This is a genomic window from Trinickia sp. (assembly GCF_051954495.1).
GTDB lineage: Bacteria > Pseudomonadota > Gammaproteobacteria > Burkholderiales > Burkholderiaceae > Trinickia.
The window spans coordinates 1-19,666 of sequence record NZ_JBQCHR010000013.1; the positions used below are offsets into that span (position 1 = coordinate 1).

The following is a 19,666-nucleotide window of genomic DNA, read 5'->3' on the forward strand; positions in this document are numbered from 1 at the left end:
CCCTGACCCGCGAGTTGTGCCGAGCACTGGCCCTGCTCGACGTGATCGTCTTGGATCACATGATCGTCGGGCGCAGCCATGTTTATGGCTTCATGGAACACGGCAAAATGTAGTGCCGACACCGCATCGCACGGTGCCCAACAGCAATCCATCGATCTCGTTGATTTGTCAGCAGTTTTGTGTGTATAATCCGCGTTTCGCTGAAGTCCCACCTCTACAGTGGCGCTGCGCTTGGTTTTGGTCCCAGCGCCCGGTCGCAAACTGTAGCCAACGAATTTAGTTAGGAGTGCTCCATGGCACGCGTCTGTCAAGTGACCGGGAAAGCGCCGATGGTCGGCAATAACGTTTCCCACGCAAACAACAAGACCAAGCGCCGTTTTCTGCCGAACCTGCAGAATCGCCGCTTCTGGGTCGAATCCGAAAACCGCTGGGTGAGCCTGCGCGTCTCGAACGCTGGTCTGCGCCTGATCGATAAAAAAGGCATCGACGAAGTGCTCGTGGATCTGCGCGCACGCGGCGAAGTCTAATTAGGAGTTAAACATGGCCAGCAAAGGCGGACGCGACAAGATCAAGCTGGAATCGACCGCAGGTACGGGTCATTTCTACACGACCACCAAGAACAAGCGCACCAAGCCGGAAAAGATGGAGATCATGAAGTTCGATCCCGTCGCCCGCACGCACGTGGCGTACAAGGAAACGAAGATCAAGTAATCGTTTCCTGCGAGCCTGAAGACATGAAAAGCCCCGCCTTGTGCGGGGCTTTTCGTTTGGCTCGCTACCGGTTGTGTCCCCGGCGCGGTATCCTCTTTGGCTTGACTCACGCGTTTTTTCATACGGCTGCAATCTTCGCGATGGCGTCGGGGGCTCGGGACAAAGGAAACAAGATGAATTTCGACGTCGTAATCGTAGGCAGCGGGCTCGCGGGCCTGACGGTCGCACTGAATCTGGCGGAAGAGCGGCGCGTGGCGGTGATCGCGAAGCGCTCGATGACCGAGGGCGCGAGCGACTGGGCGCAAGGCGGCATCGCCGCCGTGCTCGATTCGGCCGACAGCGTCGAAAATCATGTGAGCGACACGCTCGTCGCGGGCGGAGGGCTGTGCGACGAAGCGGCCACGCGCTTCATCGTCGAGCACGGGCGCAGGGCCATCGAATGGTTGATCGCGCAAGGCGTCCCGTTCACGCGCGACGACGCTGCCGAGCTCGGCTTTCACCTGACGCGCGAAGGCGGCCACAGCCACCGCCGCATCATCCACGCCGCCGATGCAACGGGCCATGCGGTTGTCGCCACGCTTTCCGAGCGCGTGCGCACGCACCCGAACATCACGCTGCTCGAAGATCACTGCGCGATCGATCTCATCACCTCGGATCGACTCGGTCTGCCGGGCCGCCGCTGTCATGGGCTTTACGCGCTCGATCTAGCCAGCGGGCGGACGGTCACGCTCCAAGCCCCGCATACGATCCTCGCCACAGGCGGCGCGGGCAAGGTCTATCTGTATACGACGAACCCGGACACCGCCACGGGCGACGGCATTGCGATGGCCTGGCGAGCCGGCTGCCGCGTGTCGAACATGGAGTTCATCCAGTTTCATCCGACCTGCCTGTTCCACCCGTATGCGAAGTCTTTCTTGATCACCGAGGCAGTGCGCGGCGAAGGCGGCAAGCTCGTCTTGCCCGACGGCACGCGCTTCATGCCGGCGCACGACGAGCGAGCCGAGCTCGCCCCTCGCGACATCGTGGCGCGCGCCATCGACTTCGAAATCAAGAAGCGCGGCATCGACTGCGTCTATCTGGACATCAGTCACCAGAGCGCAGCCTTCTTACATGAGCACTTCCCGACGATCCTCGCCCGTTGCCTCGAGTTCGGCATCGACATCACGAAAGATCCGATTCCCGTCGTGCCGGCCGCGCACTACACCTGCGGGGGCGTCGTCACCGATCTGGCGGGCCGCACCGACTTGGCGGGCCTGTACGCCGTTGGCGAAACGTCGTGCACGGGCCTGCACGGTGCGAACCGCCTCGCAAGCAACTCGCTGCTCGAATGCCTCGTCATCGGGCGCTCCGCGGCGGAAGCGATCGAGCACGAAGGCTTCGACGCAGCGGCTCACGCGCCGCTGCCCGACTGGGACGAAAGCCGCGTTTCCGATCCGGACGAGGAAGTCGTCGTGGCCCACAACTGGGACGAGCTGCGCCGGCTCATGTGGAACTACGTCGGGATCGTACGCACCGACAAGCGCCTAGCGCGCGCCAAGCACCGCATTGCGATGCTGCGCGACGAGATTCAGGAGTATTACGCGAATTTCAAGGTGAGCCGAGACTTGCTCGAACTGCGCAATCTCGTCGATGTGGCTACGCTGATCGTCGATAGCGCACGTTCGCGCCGCGAAAGCCGCGGGCTGCATTTCTCGCGCGACTGGCCATCCGCCTTGCCCAAGGCATTGCCCACCGTCCTCTCGCCCGAGCGCGTACGCAATCGGCAAGTTTGAGTGCGTTGCTGGCGGGCGGGGCCCCGCCCGCCAACGAAGACGCCGGTGCTTTTAGACGAGCCGCATCGAATAGTCGGTCGCGCGCACGTCCTTCGTCAGCGCGCCGATCGAAATGCGGTCGACGCCTGTCTCCGCGATCGCCCGCACGGTATCGAAGTTCACGCCGCCCGACACTTCGAGCAACGCACGCCCCGCGTTCAGTCTGACGGCGTCGCGCATGGCGTCGAACGAGAAGTTGTCAAGCAGGATCGAATCGGCGCGGTGCGCGAGCGCCGACTCCAGCTGCTCGAGGGTTTCCACTTCGATCTGGATCGGTACGCCGGCATTGAGGGCGTAGGCCGCATCCAATACCGGACCGACGCCGCCGGCCGCCGCGATGTGATTTTCCTTGATGAGGATGCCGTCATAGAGCGCGAGCCGCTGGTTCGCCCCACCGCCCACGCGCACGGCGTATTTCTGCGCGAGGCGCAGGCCGGGCAGCGTCTTGCGCGTATCCAGGATACGGGCGCGCGTGCCCGCGACGGCATCGACGTAACGGCGCGTCGCCGTCGCGACGCCCGATAGCAGCTGCAGGAAGTTCAAGCCATTGCGTTCCGCTGTCAGCAGTGAACGCGCCGGGCCGCGCAGAAAGCACACGGGCGTATCGGCTTTCATGAGCTCGCCCTCGCGATAGCGCCAATCGATCTCGATCGTCGGGTCGATCTGCCGCATCACCGCGATGAACCACGACACCCCGCAAAGCACCGCATCTTCGCGCACGAGTATGCGCGCCTCGCGAATCGAATCTTGCGGGACGAGCCGCCCGGTGAGATCCCCGTCGCCGACATCTTCCGCCAGCGCATCGGCCACGTTGCGGGCCAGCGCCGCATCGAATGCCGCGCCGTACTGAGCGCGAATTTCAGCAAAAAGCGGCGATACGACGTCCGAGGCCGTCGTGACTTGGTGCGCGGTCATATGCTCTGTTGTCCTTTTCACCGCCGGCGGATCGAGACGCCGCCGCGGTAGTCGAATGGAAGAATGCGCGCCGATGCTCCGGTGTCGTGCGCGAGACGTGCAGGCCGGCCGTCAGGCCGCGCCTACGTTGGCGAACAACGCGGTGTCGCGGGCGAGATCGCCGCTCGCCTGCACGCGCTTCTTATGCTGCGCGGCGAACTCGAGCATCCGGTCGATCGGCAAGCGCGCTCGCTCCGCGATAGCGGCATCGACGAAAATCTCGTTGTGCCCCCGCTCCAGCACGTCCACCAAATTCGCCAGCCCGTTCATGGCCATCCACGGACAATGCGCGCAGCTTTTGCACGTCGCGCTGTTGCCGGCCGTCGGCGCCGCGACGAACGTCTTGCCGGGCGCCGCCAACTGCATCTTGTGCAGGATGCCCAGATCGGTCGCTACGATGAAATGGGTCGCGTCGAGCCGCTTGGCGGCGTCGATCAGCTGCGTCGTCGAGCCGACGACGTCGGCCTGCGCCACGACGCTCGCCGGCGATTCCGGGTGCACGAGCACCTTGGCCTGCGGATACTCGGCCTTCAGCAGATCGAGCTCGACGCCTTTGAACTCGTCGTGCACGAGACACGAACCTTGCCAAAGCAGCATGTCGGCGCCTGTCTGCTGCTGGATGTAGCTGCCCAAGTGGCGATCGGGCGCCCAAAGGATTTTTTCGCCGCGCGCGTGCAGATCGGCCACGATCTCTAGACCGATCGACGACGTGACCATCCAATCGGCTCGTGCCTTCACCGCCGCGCTGGTATTGGCGTAAACGACGACCGTACGATCGGGATGCGCATCGCAGAAGGCCGAAAACTCATCGGCGGGGCAGCCGAGATCGAGCGAACAGGTTGCATCGAGATCGGGCATCAGAATGCGCTTGCCCGGGCTCAGAATCTTGGCCGTCTCGCCCATGAACCGTACGCCGGCGACGACGAGCGTCTGCGCGTCATGATCGCGGCCGAACCGCGCCATCTCGAGCGAATCGGCCACGCAGCCGCCCGTTTCGTCGGCAAGCTCCTGAAGTTCGGCGTCGACGTAGTAATGCGCGACGAGCACGGCTTTTTCTCGCACGAGCAATTCACGCACGCGCGCCTTCAATTGCGCGCGCTCCTCGGGCGTGGGCGCCGCAGGTACTTTCGCCCAGGCCTGCCCCACGCCGCACACGGCGCCGGCACCCGGCTTGTCGAATTCCACGGGTTTGATGGCCGCATCCATCCTGTTCTCCTCTAATCCGCCTGGCGGCGTGGGCCTTGCGCCCCGCGATCGAGGTGAGCCGAGCGCATCACAAGGGCCCCAAAAAGCAACACCCCGCCAACGCGGGGTGTCTGACGTAACGAAAGTTTAATGGATTTCGCGTATCGAGGCGTTCAGGCGTACCGGCGCAAACGCGTCGCGAATTCCTGCAGCGCCTTGATCCCGCTTTGTTCCGCCCGATGGCACCAGTCCTGCAGCTGCACCAGCAGTTGTTCGCGAGAAGCGTTGGACCGATCCCAGATCGCGCTCAGGTCGTTGCGCAGTTCGATGAACGTGCGCAGCGTCTGGCTGTTCGCGAAGATTTCGGGCAATTGACGCTTTTGCGGCTCGTCCAGGCCGGCTTCGTCCTTGTGGAACCATGTGCGCGCGCTGCGCATCAGCTGATACTTCTCGCGTGCGCCGATCTCCTTGAGCCGCACGAGTTCTTGGCGGTAAGCGCGCTTGACGGTCTTGGCGTAACGCGCCATGACTTCGTAGCGGTTCGTCAACACGGCTTGCAGCGTTTCTTGATCGAGCACGAGCTTGCCCGTCGTGAGCCGCGGCGTGGGTGCGACCTTCTTCACCTTGGCGAGGCCGACGGCCGACATCATGCGGATGTAGCACCAGCCGATGTCGAACTCGTACCACTTGTTCGACAACTTCGCCGACGTCGCGAACGTGTGGTGATTGTTGTGCAGTTCCTCACCGCCGATGATGATGCCCCACGGGAAGATGTTCGTGCTTGCGTCCGCCGAATTGAAATTGCGGTAGCCCCAGAAGTGCGCGAGGCCATTGACGACGCCGGCCGCCCAGAACGGAATCCAGATCATTTGCACGGCCCAGACGGTCAGGCCGACGATGCCGAACAGCGCGACGTCGATGACCATCATGAGACTGATGCCCAGGATCGGGTAGCGCGTGTAGACGTTGCGTTCGACCCAGTCGTTCGGCGTGCCGTGGCCGAAGCGGCGCAGCGTTTCTTCATTCTTGGCCTCGGCGCGGTAAAGCTCGGCGCCTTCGAGCAGCACCTTCCAGATGCCGCGCGTTTGCGGGCTGTGCGGATCTTCCTCGGTTTCGCACTTCGCGTGGTGCTTGCGGTGGATCGACGCCCACTGGCCCGTGAGCATGCCCGTCGTCATCCACAGCCAGAGCCGGAAAAAATGGCTCGCGACCGGGTGCAGATCGAGCGCGCGGTGCGCCTGGCACCGGTGCAGATAGACAGTGACGCCAATGATCGTCACGTGGGTCAAGGCAAGCGCGGACAGCACGATTTGCCACCACGAGAAACGCAGGAAACCGTGTGCGAGAAAATCGAGAAGGGAATTGAGCAAGGTGTTCTACCCGTATTGCGGCGACACCCGCGCGGGATGCGGGCGCCGAAAAGATGAAAGCTCGCTTTCGAAGCTGAACGGCATTTTACTTCAACCGCCGCAAGTATTTGTAACAAATGAGGTTTTTTGCGATGCACGTTCGCAACGGCGAGCGCTTTTTACCGATTTGCGGGGCCCTTGGCGCGGCTGCGGCGAATCGCCGCGGCCACCGTCAAGCGCCTGCCGACGCATCGCGAGCGATTCCCGTGCCCGAGTCGTCCGCGGGCTTCGGGGCCGGAGCAGGTTCCATCGCAGGGTCCTGCGCGATCTCGACCGCCCCAGCGACAGCGGTCGGCCAGCCGCCCACAAGACGAACGTCGCGCCGAGCGTAGGGGATCGAGATGCCGTGTTCGTTGAACAGCCGCCAAACATTGCGGTTCACCGTGGACCGGGTGCCGGCCGTGCCCTTGGCGGCTTGTTCAATCCAGAAACCCAGTTCGAGGTTGATACCGTCCGCGCCGAAACCGACGAGATAGGCCGCCGGCGCGGGATCGTCCAGCACGCGCTCCACGCCGTGCGCCGCTTGGGCCAGCAACGCCATGGCCTGCTCGACGTCCGTCGTATAGGCGACTTGCACGGCCACCTTCGCATAGCCGCGCGTCAGATACGAGGAATGGTTCTGAACGACGTCGGTGATGAGCTTTTCGTTCGGGATCAGCGTTTCGATGCCGTCCAGTCCGCGCACGGTCGTATAGCGCGTCCTGATCTCGGTCACCATGCCCTGCAGGCCGGCAACGTTGATCGTGTCCCCGATCCGCAGCGACCGGTCGATCAGGATGATGAAGCCCGACACGTAGTTGCTCGCGATCTTTTGCAAACCGAAGCCGAGCCCGACGCCCAGCGCGCCGCCGAACACGCCCAGCACCGTGATGTCGATGCCGACGAGCGAAAAACTGATCAGCACGGCCGCGAGCAGCAGCAGCGCACGCCCGACGCGCGAGAGCACGACGCGCAGGTTGGCGTCGAGCGAATGCGCGCGCATCACGCGGTCTTCGTACATCGAGCCGACCCAAAGCGCCGCGATCACCGTGGCGCAGACCCACATCAAGCCCGTCGTCAGCGAGAGCAACGTCATATGCGCGTTGCCGACGCGAAAGCGCACCGACGCCATCCATCGCAGCACTTCGTCCTGAATGCCGAGCACGGTGACCACCATGCCCACCCAGACGAGCGCCGACACGAGTTTCTCGGCGATCGAAAGCCAGGCGTGAGCCTGCCCGGTCCGCCCGAACACGCGTCTTGCGACGAAAAAGACGATATAAATCAGTGCAATACCGATGAGCGGCACCAGCGCGAGCTCGAGCAGCGACGTCGACATGTAGTCGTCGAGCACGTTCAGCTCGATCCACACGAGAGCGCCGCCGAGCAGCGGGAATAGCGCCTTGCGCAGGCTCTCGGCGCCGAAGCGCGCGGCTTCGTGGCGGGCGCGCCAACGCGAATCGAGCTTGTAGCGCAAGAGCCGCGCGAGCAGCCACGCAACGAGCAGCGTGCCGAGCAGCGTGCCCACCTGCCAGATCATCACCGGCTGGCCGTAGTCGCGCGCGATGCCGGCCAGCATGTGCGAAAGGATGCGCTCTTGCGTCACGTCGATGCTTGCGCGGGTGAGGGGGCGGGCGCCGGGGCCGCCGAGCGCTCCAGCACGGCGGCGAAAAATCCGTCGGTCGCGTGCCGATGCGGCCAGAGCGAGAGGTAGTCGCCCATTTCGAGCTCGATGCGTTGCTCCGCGAGCACCTTGCCGGCCGGCACGAGCGCGAAATCGGGATGGTCGGCGAGAAACTGGCCGACGATCGCTTCGTTTTCCGCTTCCAGCACGCTGCAGGTCGCGTAGACGAGGCGCCCGCCCGGCTTCACGAGCCGCGCCGCGCTCGCGAGGATCGACGCCTGCTTGGGCGCGAGTTCCTCGACCGAGCCCGGGCTTTGGCGCCATTTCAAATCGGGATTGCGGCGCAGCGTGCCGAGGCCGCTGCAAGGCGCATCGACGAGCACGCGGTCGATCTTTCCCGTCAGGCGTTTGATCTTGGCGTCGTGCTCGCTGTCGATGAGGACGGGATGAACGTTCGACAGCCCGCTGCGCGCGAGACGCGGCTTGAGCTTGGCCAAACGCTTGTCGGACACGTCGAACGCATACAGCCGCCCGGTCGAGCGCATGGCCGCCCCCAGCGCGAGCGTCTTGCCGCCGGCCCCAGCGCAAAAATCGACGACCATCTCGCCGCGCCGCGGCGCGACGAGTGCGCACAGCAACTGGCTACCTTCGTCCTGCACCTCGATCCATCCGTCCTCGAACGCCTTGAGCTTGGTCAGGGCCGGCTTGCCCACCACGCGCACGCCGAAGGGCGCGAATGGGGTGGCGCCCGCTTCGATCCCCGCCGTGCGCAGGGCATCGAGCACTTGATCGCGGCTCGCCTTCACCGGATTGGCGCGCAGATCGAGCGGCGCCGGGTAGTTGAGCGCCGCGGCCAAGCTCGCGAGTTCCTGCGCATCGAAGCGCTTTCCGAGCGCTTCGACGATCCAATCGGGCAAGTTCGTGCGCACGCGCAGCGGCAGGCTGGCCGGATCGATCTTCGATACATGTTCGAGCCAGGCGCCTTCCGCCTCGGACACGAACGGCGCAACGGCCGCCCGGCCCGCCGTCTGCATCAGGCCGAGCAGCGCGAGCCGCCGCGTGGGGCTGCCGCTGCCGCTTTCCGCCAAGTGCGCGAACTCCATGCGACGGCGCAGGACGGCGAACACGGCCTCCGCGATGACGCCGCGCTCCGTGTGCCCGAGCTTGGGGTGCGCCCGGAAAAAGCGGCTCGTCGTGGCGTCGGCCGGGCCGGTGAACTTGAGCACGTCGGCCAAGAGCGTCTCGGTCTGGCCGATCAAAAAGCCGTGCACGGCCGAATCGCGCTTGCCGCCCGCGCGTTCGCGCCCGGCCCCCTGCGCGCCTCGGGCGCCGCCACGCGGCGCGCTGCGGAGCGGACCTTTCGATGCGCCCTTCGGCGAGCCTTGCGGCGAGCCTTTCGGCGAGCCCTTGTCTTTCTTCTTGATGTTGTTCATGCGGCTGCCTCGTTCGTATCGGAGAAGTACCATTGCGGCTCTGGCGGCGTCACGACGACGCGCAGCCCCGAGAGCGCCAAGCGGCCCTCGACGAACCAGCGCACGGCGCGCGGGTAGATCACGTGCTCGACCGCGAGCAGCCGCCGAGCGAGCGCGGCCGGATCGTCGCCGGGCCGCACGGGCATCGCGCCTTGCACGACGATCGGACCGTGATCGAGCTGGGCCGTGACGAAGTGAACGGTCGCGCCGTGCAGCGCCACGCCGGCCTCGAGGGCGCGCTCGTGCGTGCGCAGGCCCGGAAAACTCGGCAAAAGCGAAGGATGGACGTTCAGCATGCGACCCGCGTAGCGTTCGACGAAGCCGGTGGTCAACACGCGCATGAAGCCCGCGAGCACGACGAGATCGGGGGAAAAGCTGTCGACGAGATCGGCGAGCGCGGCGTCGAACGCCTCGCGCTCGGCAAAGCCGCCGTGCTCGAGCACGGCCGTGGCGATGCCTTGGGCGGCCGCGAACGCGAGCCCGGGCGCATCGGGCCGGTTCGAGACGACGGCCGCGACGCGCGCCGGCCAGCGCTCGGCGGCGCAGGCGCGTACGATCGCTTCCATGTTGCTGCCGCGCCCGGAAATCAAAATCACGATATTTTTCATCCGGCGATTTTATCATCCGGGGACCGCTCAAAAGCCGCGCGCAGCCGCGTCGGGCCCCGAGCGTTTATAATCTTCTGCTTTGCGGCATTTGCCGTCCGTTCATCGATGATCGGCTTCGCGCAACTGCGCCGCCCACCCCAACGGCTATCGTGAGAGTCTTCCGCGGTCTTCCCAACGCTGAAAGCCGCGCGCCCTGCGCGCTGACGATCGGCAACTTCGACGGTGTCCACCGCGGCCACCAGGCGCTGCTCGCCCGCGTGAGCCAGGCGGCGCACGCGCGCGGCCTGCCCGTGTGCGTCATGACCTTCGAGCCGCATCCGCGCGAATTCTTCAATCCGGCCGGCGCGCCGCCGCGCATCGCCATGCTGCGCGACAAGCTGGAAGCGCTGCGCACGAACGGCGTCGACCGGGTCGTCGTCGAGCACTTCAATCACACGTTCGCGAGCCAATCGCCCGATGCGTTCGTCAAGCGCATCCTGGTCGACGGCCTGCACGCGCGCTGGGTGCTCATTGGCGACGATTTCCGCTACGGCGCCAAGCGCGCCGGCGATTTCGCCTCGCTGGAGGCGGCCGGGCGGCAATACGGGTTCGAGGTCGAGCAGATGCAGACCGTCGCCGATCCGAGCGGCGCGCGCATTTCGAGTTCGAGCGTGCGCGCCTCGCTCACCGCCGGCGATCTGGACGCGGCGCGCGCGGCGCTGGGGCGCGCCTACGCCATCAGCGGGCACGTCGTGCACGGCCTGAAGCTCGGGCGCGACCTCGGCTTTCCCACGTTGAACCTGCCGATCGCGCACAAGCGCCCGGCGCTCGCCGGCATCTTCATCGTCCGCGTGCACGGGATCGAGCAAGCGCCGATGCCGGCCGTCGCGAGCCTCGGGGTTCGGCCAACCGTCGACGATTCGGGACGGGTTCTGCTCGAAGTGCACCTGCTCGATTGGCACGGCGACGCCTATGGCAAACTCGTGCGCGTCGAATTCCTGAAGAAGCTGCGCGACGAGGAGAAATACGTCGATCTCGAAACGCTGACGGCGGCCATTGCGCGCGACGTTGCGAACGCCCGTGCGTACTTCGCGGCGCTCGGCAACGAGGGCTCGGCCGTCGAGGCCGCGCCCGGCAGCCGCGCGACGGGGTTTTCGACATCGGCGACCGATCGAATTCGCTAGCCGCCGCGCGCATCGGCGTGCGGCCCCGGCGCGGCGCGCAAGCCGATGCGCGCCGACACCAGACACTCAATACCGACGCGCCCACGGCTCGGGCGCCCACCGTTTTCAGCGATAGCACCATGAGCGAGAAGAAAGCCGATTCGAAATCCCAGGCCAAGTATCCGGTCAACCTGCTCGAGACGCCGTTCCCGATGCGCGGCGATCTGCCCAAGCGCGAACCCCAATGGGTCAAGGCGTGGCACGACAACCGGATCTACGAGAAGATCCGCGCGGCGAGCAAGGGGCGTCCCCTGTTCGTCCTGCACGACGGCCCGCCGTATGCGAACGGCGACATCCACCTCGGCCATGCCGTCAACAAGATCCTGAAGGACATCATCGTCAAGTCGCGCAACATGGCCGGCTTCGACGCCCCCTACGTGCCGGGCTGGGACTGCCATGGCATGCCGATCGAAATCCAGATCGAAAAGCAGTTCGGCAAATCGCTGCCGGCCGCGGAAGTCCAGCAAAAAGCGCGCGCCTACGCGGGCACGCAGATCGAAACGCAGAAGGCCGGCTTCAAGCGGCTCGGCGTGCTAGGCGATTGGGACAACCCGTACAAGACGATGAACTTCTCGAACGAGGCGGCCGAAATCCGCGCGCTCGCGAAAATTCTCGAAAAGGGCTACGTGTTCCGCGGCTTGAAGCCCGTGAACTGGTGCTTCGATTGCGGCTCGGCGCTCGCCGAAGCTGAAGTCGAGTACAAGGACCGCGTCGATCCGTCGATCAGCGTGCTCTTTGCGTTCGCCGAGCCGGAGAAAACGGCGCAGGCGTTCGGCCTCGCGGCCCTGCCGCGCGCGGAAGGCGGCATCGTCATCTGGACGACGACGCCGTGGACGATCCCGGCGAACCAAGCGCTGAACGTGCACCCCGAACTCGATTACGCGCTCGTCGACACCGAGCGCGGGCTGCTCGTGCTCGCGCAGGAACGCGTCAAGGCCAGCCTCGAACAATTCGGGTTGACGGGCAACGTCATCGCCACCGCCCAGGGCGCGAAGCTCGTGAACCTGCGGTTTCACCATCCGCTCGCGTCGGCGCATCTCGGCTATAAGCGCACCGCGCCCGTCTATCTCGGCGAATACGTCACGATCGATTCGGGCACGGGCGTCGTGCACTCCTCGCCCGCATACGGCGTGGAAGACTTCGAGTCGTGCAAGTCGCACGGCATGGCCGATTCGGACATCATCAATCCCGTGATGGGCGACGGCCGGTACATCGAATCGCTGCCGCTGTTCGGCGGGCTTTCGATCTGGGCCGCGAACCCGAAGATCGTCGAAGCGCTCACCGCCGCGGGCACGCTGCTCCACACGGAAAAGTATCCGCACAGCTACATGCACTGCTGGCGCCACAAGACGCCGATCATCTATCGCGCCACGTCGCAATGGTTCGCGGGCATGGACCTCACGCCGAAGGAAGGCGGCGCCACCTTGCGCGAAACCGCGCTCGCCGGCGTCGAGGCCACCGCGTTCTACCCGTCGTGGGGCAAGCAGCGCCTGTTCAACATGATCGCGAACCGCCCCGACTGGACGCTTTCGCGCCAGCGACAATGGGGCGTGCCGATGGCGTTCTTCGTGCACAAGGAAACGGGCGAGCTGCATCCGCGCACGCTCGAACTGCTCGAAGCCGTCGCGCAGCGCGTCGAGCAAGGCGGGATCGAAGCATGGCAGACGCTCGATGCGCGCGAACTGCTGGGCGAAGACGCCAACCTCTATGAAAAGAACCGCGACACGCTCGACGTCTGGTTCGATTCGGGCACGACGCATTGGCACGTCCTGCGCGGCTCGCATAAAGCGGTCTCGCATTTCCCGGCCGATCTATACCTCGAAGGCTCCGATCAGCATCGCGGCTGGTTCCATTCGTCGCTGCTGACGGCATCGATGCTCGACGGGCAAGCGCCGTACCGCGCCTTGCTCACGCATGGCTTCACCGTCGACGGCGAAGGCCGCAAGATGAGCAAGTCGCTCGGCAACGGCATCGACCCGCACGAGGTCGCGAACCGCCTCGGCGCCGAAATCATCCGGCTGTGGATCGCCTCGACCGACTACTCGGGCGAACTGGCGATCTCCGAGGAAATTCTCAAGCGCGTGACCGAGGCGTATCGCCGCATCCGCAATACGCTGCGCTTCCTGCTCGCGAACTTGTCCGACTTCGACTTCGCGCAGCACGCGGTTCCGGTCGGCGCCTGGCTCGAGATCGATCGCTACGCCGTGGCGCTCACCGACGAGCTGCAAAAGGACATCCTCGCGCACTACGAGAAGTACGAGTTCCACCCCGTCGTCGCCAAGCTGCAAACGTTCTGCTCCGAAGATCTCGGCGGCTTCTACCTCGACGTGCTCAAGGATCGCCTATACACGAGCGCGGCCGATTCGCTCGCGCGCCGCTCGGCGCAAACGGCGCTCTACCATATCGCGCAAGGTCTGCTGCGCGTGATGGCGCCATTCTTGTCGTTCACGGCCGAAGAAGCGTGGAAGGTATTCCAACCGGGTAGCGACACGATCTTCACGGAAACCTACTACGCGTATCCGGAAGTGCCGGGCGCCGACACGCTGCTCTCGAAGTGGTCGCTGCTGCGCGCGGTGCGCGGCAACGTGACGAAGGCGCTCGAAGAAGCACGCGTGGCCGATCGGATCGGCTCCTCGCTCCAAGCCGAGGTCGTGATTCGCGCGACGGGCGCCGCCTACGACGCACTCGCCAGCCTCGGCAGCGACTTGAAGTTCGTCCTCATCACGTCGGACGCGACGCTCGTCAAGGTCGATGCCGACACGGAGGAAGGCGTGGAAGTCGTTGCATCGAAGTATCTGAAATGCGAGCGCTGCTGGCACTACCGTGCCGACGTCGGCGCCCATGCCGAGCACCCGACGCTGTGCGGCCGCTGCTTCGGCAATTTGTTCGGCGATGGCGAAAAAAGGAGCGCGGCATAATGGCGAAAACGCGTTCGATGCAGGCGAGCGGCGCTTCGCTCGCCCCCTGGCTCGGCATTTCGCTGATCGTCATTTTGTTCGATCAGTTGACCAAGATCGCCGTGACGAAAGTGTTCGCGTACGCCACGCCGTACGTGGTCACGCCCTTCTTCAATTTCCTGCTGTTGTTCAACCGTGGCGCGGCGTTCAGTTTTCTATCGTCGGCCAACGGTTGGCAGCGCTGGGCGTTCACGGCGCTGGGCATCGCGGCGGCCTGCCTCATCGTCTATCTGCTCAAGCGCCACGGCAATCAGCGTCTCTTTTGCACGGCGCTCGCGCTCATCATGGGCGGCGCGCTCGGCAACGTGATCGACCGGCTCGTGCATGGCCGCGTGATCGACTTCCTCGACTTTCACGTGGGCGGCTGGCATTGGCCGGCATTCAACTTGGCGGACAGTGCGATCGTCGTAGGCGCCATGCTGCTCGTGCTCGACGAATTGCGGCGCGTGCGCGGCGCGCGCTGAACGCCCGGGCGTTCGCGCCCTACTGCATCGGGAGGTCAAGTTGGCAACCACGGAACTCGAAGGCAAGCATCTGCTGCTGGGCATGACGGGCGGTATCGCTTGTTACAAGATCGCGGAGCTGACCCGGCTTCTCACGAAGGCAGGCGCGACCGTGCAGGTGGTCATGACCGAGGCGGCGACGCAGTTCATCACGCCCGTCACCATGCAAGCGCTCTCGGGGCGCCCGGTTTTCACGAGCCAATGGGATGCGCGCATCGATAACAACATGCCGCATATCGATCTGTCGCGCGCGGCGGACGCCATCGTCGTTGCGCCGGCATCGGCCGATTTTCTGGCCAAGCTAGCGCACGGCCGAGCCGACGACTTGCTTTCCATCGCGTGTCTCGCGCGCGAATGCCCGCTACTCGTCGTGCCGGCGATGAACCGGCAGATGTGGGGCAACCCGGCCACGCAGCGCAATGTCGCGCAGTTGCGCGCAGACGGCGTCGCCATCCTGGGCCCCGACGCCGGCTCGCAGGCCTGCGGCGAGGTAGGCGAAGGCCGGATGATCGAGCCCGAGGATGCATTCGAAGCGATCGTTTCCTTCTTTCGCCCGAAGCTGCTGGCCGGGCGCCGCGTCCTGCTCACGGCGGGGCCGACCTTCGAACCCATCGATCCCGTTCGCGGCATCACGAACCGTTCGAGCGGGAAGATGGGCTTTGCATTGGCGCGCGCCGCGCAGCAAGCCGGCGCCGCTGTCCGTCTGATTGCAGGCCCGGTGGCGTTGCCTACGCCGTGGGGCGTCGAGCGCGACGATGTCGAAACCGCGCAGGAAATGCACGACGCGGTGTTGCGATCGGTGACCGACTGCGACGTCTTCATCTCGGTTGCGGCGGTCGCCGACTGGCGTGTTGCGCAAACGAGCGCGCACAAGATCAAGAAAACGGCCACACAAGCCGTGCCGACGCTTTCGTTCGTCGAGAACCCCGACATCTTGGCAACGGTGGCGCGGCTGCCGAACGCGCCCTACTGTGTCGGCTTCGCGGCCGAAAGCGGCGACCTCGAAACGAACGGCGAGCAAAAGCGCATCAAGAAGAACGTCCCGCTGATCGTCGGCAACCTGGGCCCCGCCACGTTCGGCCGCGACGACAACGAAGTCGTGCTGTTCGACGCTTCCGGAGCAACGCGACTGCCGCGCGCGGACAAAGACGCACTGGCGAGGGTTCTGATCGCCGAAATCGCGCGCCGTTTGCCCGACTCAAGCCTTATTTCGTAACGAAAACGACGATGAAACTCGACCTGAAGATTCTCGATGCGCGCATGCGCGAATACCTTCCCGCCTATGCGACGCCGGGCAGCGCGGGGCTCGACCTGCGCGCTTGCATCGATGCGCCGATGGTGCTCGAGCCCGGCCAAACGGTGCTCGTGCCGACCGGCCTCGCGATTCATGTCGGGGATCCGGGTCACGCCGCACTGATTCTGCCGCGTTCGGGCCTAGGCCATAAGCATGGCATCGTGCTGGGCAACCTCGTCGGCTTGATCGACTCGGACTACCAGGGCGAACTCATGATCTCGACGTGGAACCGCGGTCATACCACCTTCACGCTCAATCCGATGGAGCGTCTCGCCCAGCTCGTGATCGTGCCCGTCGTGCAGGCCCAGTTCAACGTCGTGGATGAATTCGCGCCGAGCGAGCGCGGGGCGGGCGGGTTCGGGAGCACCGGCAAGCACTAAAGGCCCGGGGCGGAAAGCTGGAGGAAGCGGCCTCCGGCGATCGGCGTCTAAGCCCTGCACAAGCAAAAACGGCGCTTCAAATTTCGAAGCGCCGTTCCCGCGTCGGCGAACCCCTTCGCCTGTCCCTGCTCGATTACTCGACTTCGACCGTCTCCGGGTTCGGATTGCGCGGAGCAGCGTTCTCGTCGAATGTCAGTTGCACCTTGTCGCTTTCGTCGACGTCGACCGACACCCGGCCGCCGTTCATCAGCTTGCCGAACAGCAACTCGTCCGCCAGGGCGCGGCGAATCGTATCCTGAATCAGCCGCTGCATCGGCCGCGCACCCATCAACGGGTCGAAACCGTGCTTCGCGAGATGCTTGCGCAGCGCATCGGTGAACAAGGCGTCGACCTTCTTCTCGTGCAACTGATCTTCCAGCTGCATGAGGAACTTGTCGACCACGCGCATGATGATTTCCTCATCGAGCGAGCGGAAGCTGATGACCGCGTCGAGCCGGTTGCGGAACTCGGGCGTGAACATCCGCTTGATATCGGCCATTTCGTCGCCGGTTTCTCGGCGTGTCGTGAAGCCGATCGTACCCTTTTGCATCGATTCCGCGCCCGCATTCGTCGTCATGATGATGATGACGTTGCGGAAATCGGCCTTGCGTCCGTTGTTGTCGGTCAGCGTGCCGTGGTCCATGACCTGAAGCAGCACGTTGAAGATGTCCGGATGCGCCTTTTCGATTTCATCGAGCAGCAGCACGCAGTGCGGCTTCTTCGTCACGGCCTCGGTCAGCAGCCCTCCTTGGTCGAAGCCGACATAGCCGGGCGGCGCACCGATCAAACGGCTGACGGCATGCCGTTCCATGTACTCCGACATGTCGAAGCGAATCAGCTCGATCCCGAGCGTGAACGCGAGCTGACGCGCGACCTCTGTCTTGCCGACACCCGTCGGACCCGAGAACAGGAATGCGCCGATCGGCTTATCGGTCTTGCCCAAGCCCGCGCGCGCCATCTTGATCGCAGCCGAGAGCGCGTCGATGGCCGGATCTTGCCCGAACACCACCGACTTCAAATCGCGATCGAGCGTTTGCAGCTTGCTGCGGTCGTCCTGCGACACGCTCTGCGCGGGCACGCGGGCGATCTTGGAAATGATTTCCTCGATTTCGCCCTTGCCGATCGTCTTCTTTTGCTTCGACTTCGGCAGGATCCGCTGCGCCGCGCCCGCTTCGTCGATCACGTCGATCGCCTTATCGGGCAGATGGCGATCGGTGATGAAGCGAGCGGAGAGCTCGGCTGCCGCCGAGAGCGCGCCCTATGAATACTTGACGCCGTGATGCTCTTCGAAGCGCGACTTCAGGCCACGCAAGATCGCGACGGTCTGCTCGACGGTAGGCTCCGTCACGTCGATCTTCTGGAAGCGCCGCGACAGCGCCGCATCTTTTTCGAAGATGCCGCGGTACTCGGTGAAGGTCGTCGCGCCGATGCACTTGAGCGTGCCCGAGGACAGCGCCGGCTTGAGCAGGTTCGACGCGTCGAGCGTACCGCCCGACGCGGCGCCCGCGCCGATCAGCGTGTGGATCTCGTCGATGAACAGAATCGCGTGCGGACGCTCGTTGAGCTCCGTGAGCACGGTCTTCAGGCGCTGCTCGAAATCGCCGCGATATTTCGTGCCGGCGAGCAGTGCGCCCATGTCGAGCGAATAAACCTGTGCGTCGGCCAAGATGTCGGGCACTTCGCCGCGCGTGATGCGCCAGGCGAGCCCTTCCGCGATCGCGGTCTTGCCGACGCCGGCCTCGCCCACGAGCAGCGGATTGTTCTTGCGCCGACGGCACAGCACCTGCACGACACGCTCGACTTCCGGCTCGCGGCCGATGAGCGGATCGATGCGGCCGTCCTTGGCCATCTGATTCAGATTCTGCGTGAACTGCGCGAGCGGCGTTTCCTTCTGGGATGCGGCGTCTTCCGCCTCCGCGTTCGCCTCGCCCGCCTTCGCCGCGTCGCTGCCGCCCGTCTTCGCGATGCCGTGCGAGATGAAGTTCACCACGTCCAGCCGCGTCACGCCCTGCTGCTGCAGGTAGTAGACGGCATGCGAATCCTTCTCGCCGAAGATCGCGACGAGCACATTCGCGCCCGTGACTTCCTTCTTCCCGTTCGAGGTCGACTGCACGTGCATGATCGCGCGCTGAATCACGCGCTGAAAACCGAGCGTCGGCTGCGTGTCCACGTCGTCGGTGCCGGGCACCGTCGGTGTGTTGTCGTGGATGAAGTTGCGCAGGTTCTGGCGCAGATCCTCGATGTTGGCAGCGCACGCGCGCAACACCTCGGCAGCCGTCGGGTTGTCCAGCAACGCCAGCAAGAGATGTTCGACCGTGATGAACTCATGCCGCGCCTGGCGTGCTTCCATAAACGCCATGTGCAAGCTGACTTCCAGTTCCTGGGCAATCATGCTTCCTCCATCACGCACTGCAGCGGATGCCCCGCTTGCCGTGCGTGTGTAACAACCTGCTCGACCTTGGTCGACGCGATATCCCGCGTATAGACCCCACATACTCCCCGCCCTTCGCGATGCACCTTCAACATGATCTGCGTAGCGGTCTCTCTGTCTTTACTGAAGTATTCCTGCACGATCATCACGACAAATTCCATTGGCGTGAAATCGTCATTGAGCAAGACAACCTTATACATGGACGGCGGTTTCAGCGCTTTTTCCTGCCGCTCCAGTACGGTGCCATCCTGCTTGTCTGGGATAATCGCCATACACCCATTCTAAACAACTCGGGCGAGCCCGCAATCCACGCGGAAACCCGACCGACCGGTTGGTGGACCGGGCCGCCATGCAGCGAGGCGCGCACCTTCGCGCATCGATCGCCGCGGCTTCCCGCATCGTGCGCCTCCTCGCGCCGCCGCCCTGCCCGCCCGCGCAAGCATCGCGCCGAAACGAAAGCACCGACCGCACCGAGTATCGCACATAGCGTGCCGACGTTCCGGAGCCCACCGCATCCGGGGCCCCCGCGCAACGCATGCCGCCGCACCGGACACATTTGAAGCGATTATGCGACTTTTCAAGCGCCCCCGCTTGCGCCAGCGCACAAACCAAAAGCGGGAGAAACCCTGAATCCTGCCTTTCGATGCAACGCTCCAAGAAACATCTCAAAATTCACTTGACACCTGCTTAAAGAGATCCAACAATCAAGCTGGCACTTTTTTCAGCTAGCCGCAAGAAGTGGGAGTACGAAAAAAAATGCCGAGGTGAGCTAGTGCGGAGGGGGCGGTCGCATCGTCGGCTGTCGAGCTTTTCGAGCATGCTCGTGGTAGGACATGAGTTACAGGGGAAGTTGGTATGGCAACTGGTACGGTCAAATGGTTCAATGACGCGAAAGGCTTCGGATTCATCACGCCCGATGAAGGCGGTGAGGATCTGTTTGCGCATTTCTCGGCCATCCAGATGAACGGTTTCAAAACGCTCAAGGAAGGCCAGAAGGTGAGCTTCGAGGTCGTGCAAGGACCGAAGGGCAAGCAAGCGTCGAACATTCAGTCCGCAGCTTAAGACTGGTTCGACTGCAGCGCCCATGAAAACCCGGCTTCGGCCGGG

General features: G+C 64.4%; 17 protein-coding genes and 1 pseudogene. 10 read left to right on the plus strand and 8 right to left on the minus strand.

All coding sequences use genetic code 11. The features are described 5' to 3' along the window. The 4 genes from ACTHNR_RS01345 to nadB form a co-directional block, all read left to right on the plus strand. A partial coding sequence (locus ACTHNR_RS01345) for a JAB domain-containing protein (protein WP_440545634.1) occupies positions 1-113 on the plus strand: 113 nt, incomplete at its 5' end. A gap of 180 nt (positions 114-293) precedes the next feature. Next, entirely contained in the window at positions 294-527 is a 234-nt protein-coding gene (gene rpmB, locus ACTHNR_RS01350) for a 50S ribosomal protein L28 (RefSeq protein ID WP_004631999.1), read from the plus strand. A 13-nt stretch (positions 528-540) separates the two neighbouring features. Further along, the gene (rpmG, locus tag ACTHNR_RS01355; protein ID WP_440545611.1) at positions 541-711 is read left to right on the plus strand and encodes a 50S ribosomal protein L33; all 171 of its coding nucleotides are present in this window, start codon (positions 541-543) and stop codon (positions 709-711) included. Positions 712-884: 173 nt separating this feature from the next. Then, positions 885-2,483, plus strand: a complete 1,599-nt coding sequence (nadB, locus tag ACTHNR_RS01360) for an L-aspartate oxidase (protein ID WP_440545612.1) — start codon at positions 885-887, stop codon at positions 2,481-2,483. Between the two features lie 51 nt (positions 2,484-2,534). Here the strand turns inward: nadB and nadC are convergent, their stop codons facing one another. The 6 genes from nadC to purN all read right to left on the minus strand — a co-directional run bounded on the left by nadC (position 2,535) and on the right by purN (position 9,753). Continuing rightward, the gene (gene nadC, locus ACTHNR_RS01365) at positions 2,535-3,437 is read right to left on the minus strand and encodes a carboxylating nicotinate-nucleotide diphosphorylase (RefSeq protein WP_440545613.1); all 903 of its coding nucleotides are present in this window, start codon (positions 3,435-3,437) and stop codon (positions 2,535-2,537) included. 111 nt (positions 3,438-3,548) lie between these two features. Further along, positions 3,549-4,682, minus strand: coding sequence for a quinolinate synthase NadA (gene nadA, locus ACTHNR_RS01370; RefSeq protein ID WP_440545614.1), 1,134 nt, complete (start codon positions 4,680-4,682; stop codon positions 3,549-3,551). Between the two features lie 152 nt (positions 4,683-4,834). Then, positions 4,835-6,031 carry a DesA family fatty acid desaturase gene (locus tag ACTHNR_RS01375; protein ID WP_440545615.1) on the minus strand — a complete coding sequence of 399 codons (1,197 nt, stop codon included), beginning with the start codon at positions 6,029-6,031 and terminating at the stop codon, positions 4,835-4,837. Between the two features lie 211 nt (positions 6,032-6,242). Then, positions 6,243-7,628 carry a mechanosensitive ion channel family protein gene (locus ACTHNR_RS01380; RefSeq protein WP_440545635.1) on the minus strand — a complete coding sequence of 462 codons (1,386 nt, stop codon included), beginning with the start codon at positions 7,626-7,628 and terminating at the stop codon, positions 6,243-6,245. 23 nt (positions 7,629-7,651) lie between these two features. Continuing rightward, the gene (locus ACTHNR_RS01385) at positions 7,652-9,106 is read right to left on the minus strand and encodes an RsmB/NOP family class I SAM-dependent RNA methyltransferase (RefSeq protein ID WP_440545616.1); all 1,455 of its coding nucleotides are present in this window, start codon (positions 9,104-9,106) and stop codon (positions 7,652-7,654) included. Next, positions 9,103-9,753, minus strand: coding sequence for a phosphoribosylglycinamide formyltransferase (purN, locus tag ACTHNR_RS01390; RefSeq protein ID WP_440545617.1), 651 nt, complete (start codon positions 9,751-9,753; stop codon positions 9,103-9,105). The genes ACTHNR_RS01385 and purN overlap by 4 nt, the downstream gene beginning before the upstream one ends. Positions 9,754-9,902: 149 nt before the next feature. On the opposite strand from purN, the gene ACTHNR_RS01395 reads away from it, so the two are divergent. The 5 genes from ACTHNR_RS01395 to dut all read left to right on the plus strand — a co-directional run bounded on the left by ACTHNR_RS01395 (position 9,903) and on the right by dut (position 16,089). Then, complete coding sequence (locus ACTHNR_RS01395) at positions 9,903-10,916, plus strand: bifunctional riboflavin kinase/FAD synthetase (protein ID WP_440545618.1); 1,014 nt, start codon at positions 9,903-9,905, stop codon at positions 10,914-10,916. Between the two features lie 119 nt (positions 10,917-11,035). After that, positions 11,036-13,873, plus strand: coding sequence for an isoleucine--tRNA ligase (gene ileS, locus ACTHNR_RS01400; RefSeq protein WP_440545619.1), 2,838 nt, complete (start codon positions 11,036-11,038; stop codon positions 13,871-13,873). Then, positions 13,873-14,376, plus strand: coding sequence for a signal peptidase II (gene lspA, locus ACTHNR_RS01405; protein WP_440545620.1), 504 nt, complete (start codon positions 13,873-13,875; stop codon positions 14,374-14,376). Before ileS ends, lspA begins: the two co-directional genes overlap by 1 nt. A 40-nt stretch (positions 14,377-14,416) precedes the next feature. Beyond that, positions 14,417-15,631, plus strand: a complete 1,215-nt coding sequence (gene coaBC / locus ACTHNR_RS01410; protein ID WP_440545621.1) for a bifunctional phosphopantothenoylcysteine decarboxylase/phosphopantothenate--cysteine ligase CoaBC — start codon at positions 14,417-14,419, stop codon at positions 15,629-15,631. An 11-nt stretch (positions 15,632-15,642) separates the two neighbouring features. Beyond that, positions 15,643-16,089: a dUTP diphosphatase gene (gene dut / locus ACTHNR_RS01415; RefSeq protein WP_440545622.1), complete on the plus strand. Its 447-nt coding sequence runs from the start codon at positions 15,643-15,645 to the stop codon at positions 16,087-16,089. Between the two features lie 133 nt (positions 16,090-16,222). Here the strand turns inward: dut and clpA are convergent. Both clpA and clpS read right to left on the minus strand, forming a co-directional pair. Next, a pseudogene (clpA, locus tag ACTHNR_RS01420) lies at positions 16,223-18,520 on the minus strand (ATP-dependent Clp protease ATP-binding subunit ClpA). Beyond that, positions 18,517-18,831 carry an ATP-dependent Clp protease adapter ClpS gene (gene clpS, locus ACTHNR_RS01425; RefSeq protein ID WP_440545623.1) on the minus strand — a complete coding sequence of 105 codons (315 nt, stop codon included), beginning with the start codon at positions 18,829-18,831 and terminating at the stop codon, positions 18,517-18,519. The pseudogene clpA and the gene clpS overlap by 4 nt, the downstream one beginning before the upstream one ends. A gap of 583 nt (positions 18,832-19,414) precedes the next feature. Here clpS and cspD point away from each other — a divergent pair. After that, positions 19,415-19,621 carry a cold shock domain-containing protein CspD gene (cspD, locus tag ACTHNR_RS01430; RefSeq protein ID WP_007586257.1) on the plus strand — a complete coding sequence of 69 codons (207 nt, stop codon included), beginning with the start codon at positions 19,415-19,417 and terminating at the stop codon, positions 19,619-19,621. Positions 19,622-19,666: the final 45 nt, after the last annotated feature.

What these genes read in the sequence shown, in the direction of transcription:
- rpmB (WP_004631999.1), top strand. Translation starts at nt 294, where the DNA reads ATGGCACGCGTCTGTCAAGTGACCGGGAAAGCGCCGATGGTCGGCAAT.
- rpmG (WP_440545611.1), top strand. Translation starts at nt 541, where the DNA reads ATGGCCAGCAAAGGCGGACGCGACAAGATCAAGCTGGAATCGACCGCA.
- nadB (WP_440545612.1), top strand. Translation starts at nt 885, where the DNA reads ATGAATTTCGACGTCGTAATCGTAGGCAGCGGGCTCGCGGGCCTGACG.
- nadC (WP_440545613.1), bottom strand. Translation starts at nt 3,437, where the DNA reads ATGACCGCGCACCAAGTCACGACGGCCTCGGACGTCGTATCGCCGCTT.
- nadA (WP_440545614.1), bottom strand. Translation starts at nt 4,682, where the DNA reads ATGGATGCGGCCATCAAACCCGTGGAATTCGACAAGCCGGGTGCCGGC.
- ACTHNR_RS01380 (WP_440545635.1), bottom strand. Translation starts at nt 7,628, where the DNA reads ATGCTGGCCGGCATCGCGCGCGACTACGGCCAGCCGGTGATGATCTGG.
- ACTHNR_RS01385 (WP_440545616.1), bottom strand. Translation starts at nt 9,106, where the DNA reads ATGAACAACATCAAGAAGAAAGACAAGGGCTCGCCGAAAGGCTCGCCG.
- purN (WP_440545617.1), bottom strand. Translation starts at nt 9,753, where the DNA reads ATGAAAAATATCGTGATTTTGATTTCCGGGCGCGGCAGCAACATGGAA.
- ileS (WP_440545619.1), top strand. Translation starts at nt 11,036, where the DNA reads ATGAGCGAGAAGAAAGCCGATTCGAAATCCCAGGCCAAGTATCCGGTC.
- lspA (WP_440545620.1), top strand. Translation starts at nt 13,873, where the DNA reads ATGGCGAAAACGCGTTCGATGCAGGCGAGCGGCGCTTCGCTCGCCCCC.
- dut (WP_440545622.1), top strand. Translation starts at nt 15,643, where the DNA reads ATGAAACTCGACCTGAAGATTCTCGATGCGCGCATGCGCGAATACCTT.
- clpS (WP_440545623.1), bottom strand. Translation starts at nt 18,831, where the DNA reads ATGGCGATTATCCCAGACAAGCAGGATGGCACCGTACTGGAGCGGCAG.
- cspD (WP_007586257.1), top strand. Translation starts at nt 19,415, where the DNA reads ATGGCAACTGGTACGGTCAAATGGTTCAATGACGCGAAAGGCTTCGGA.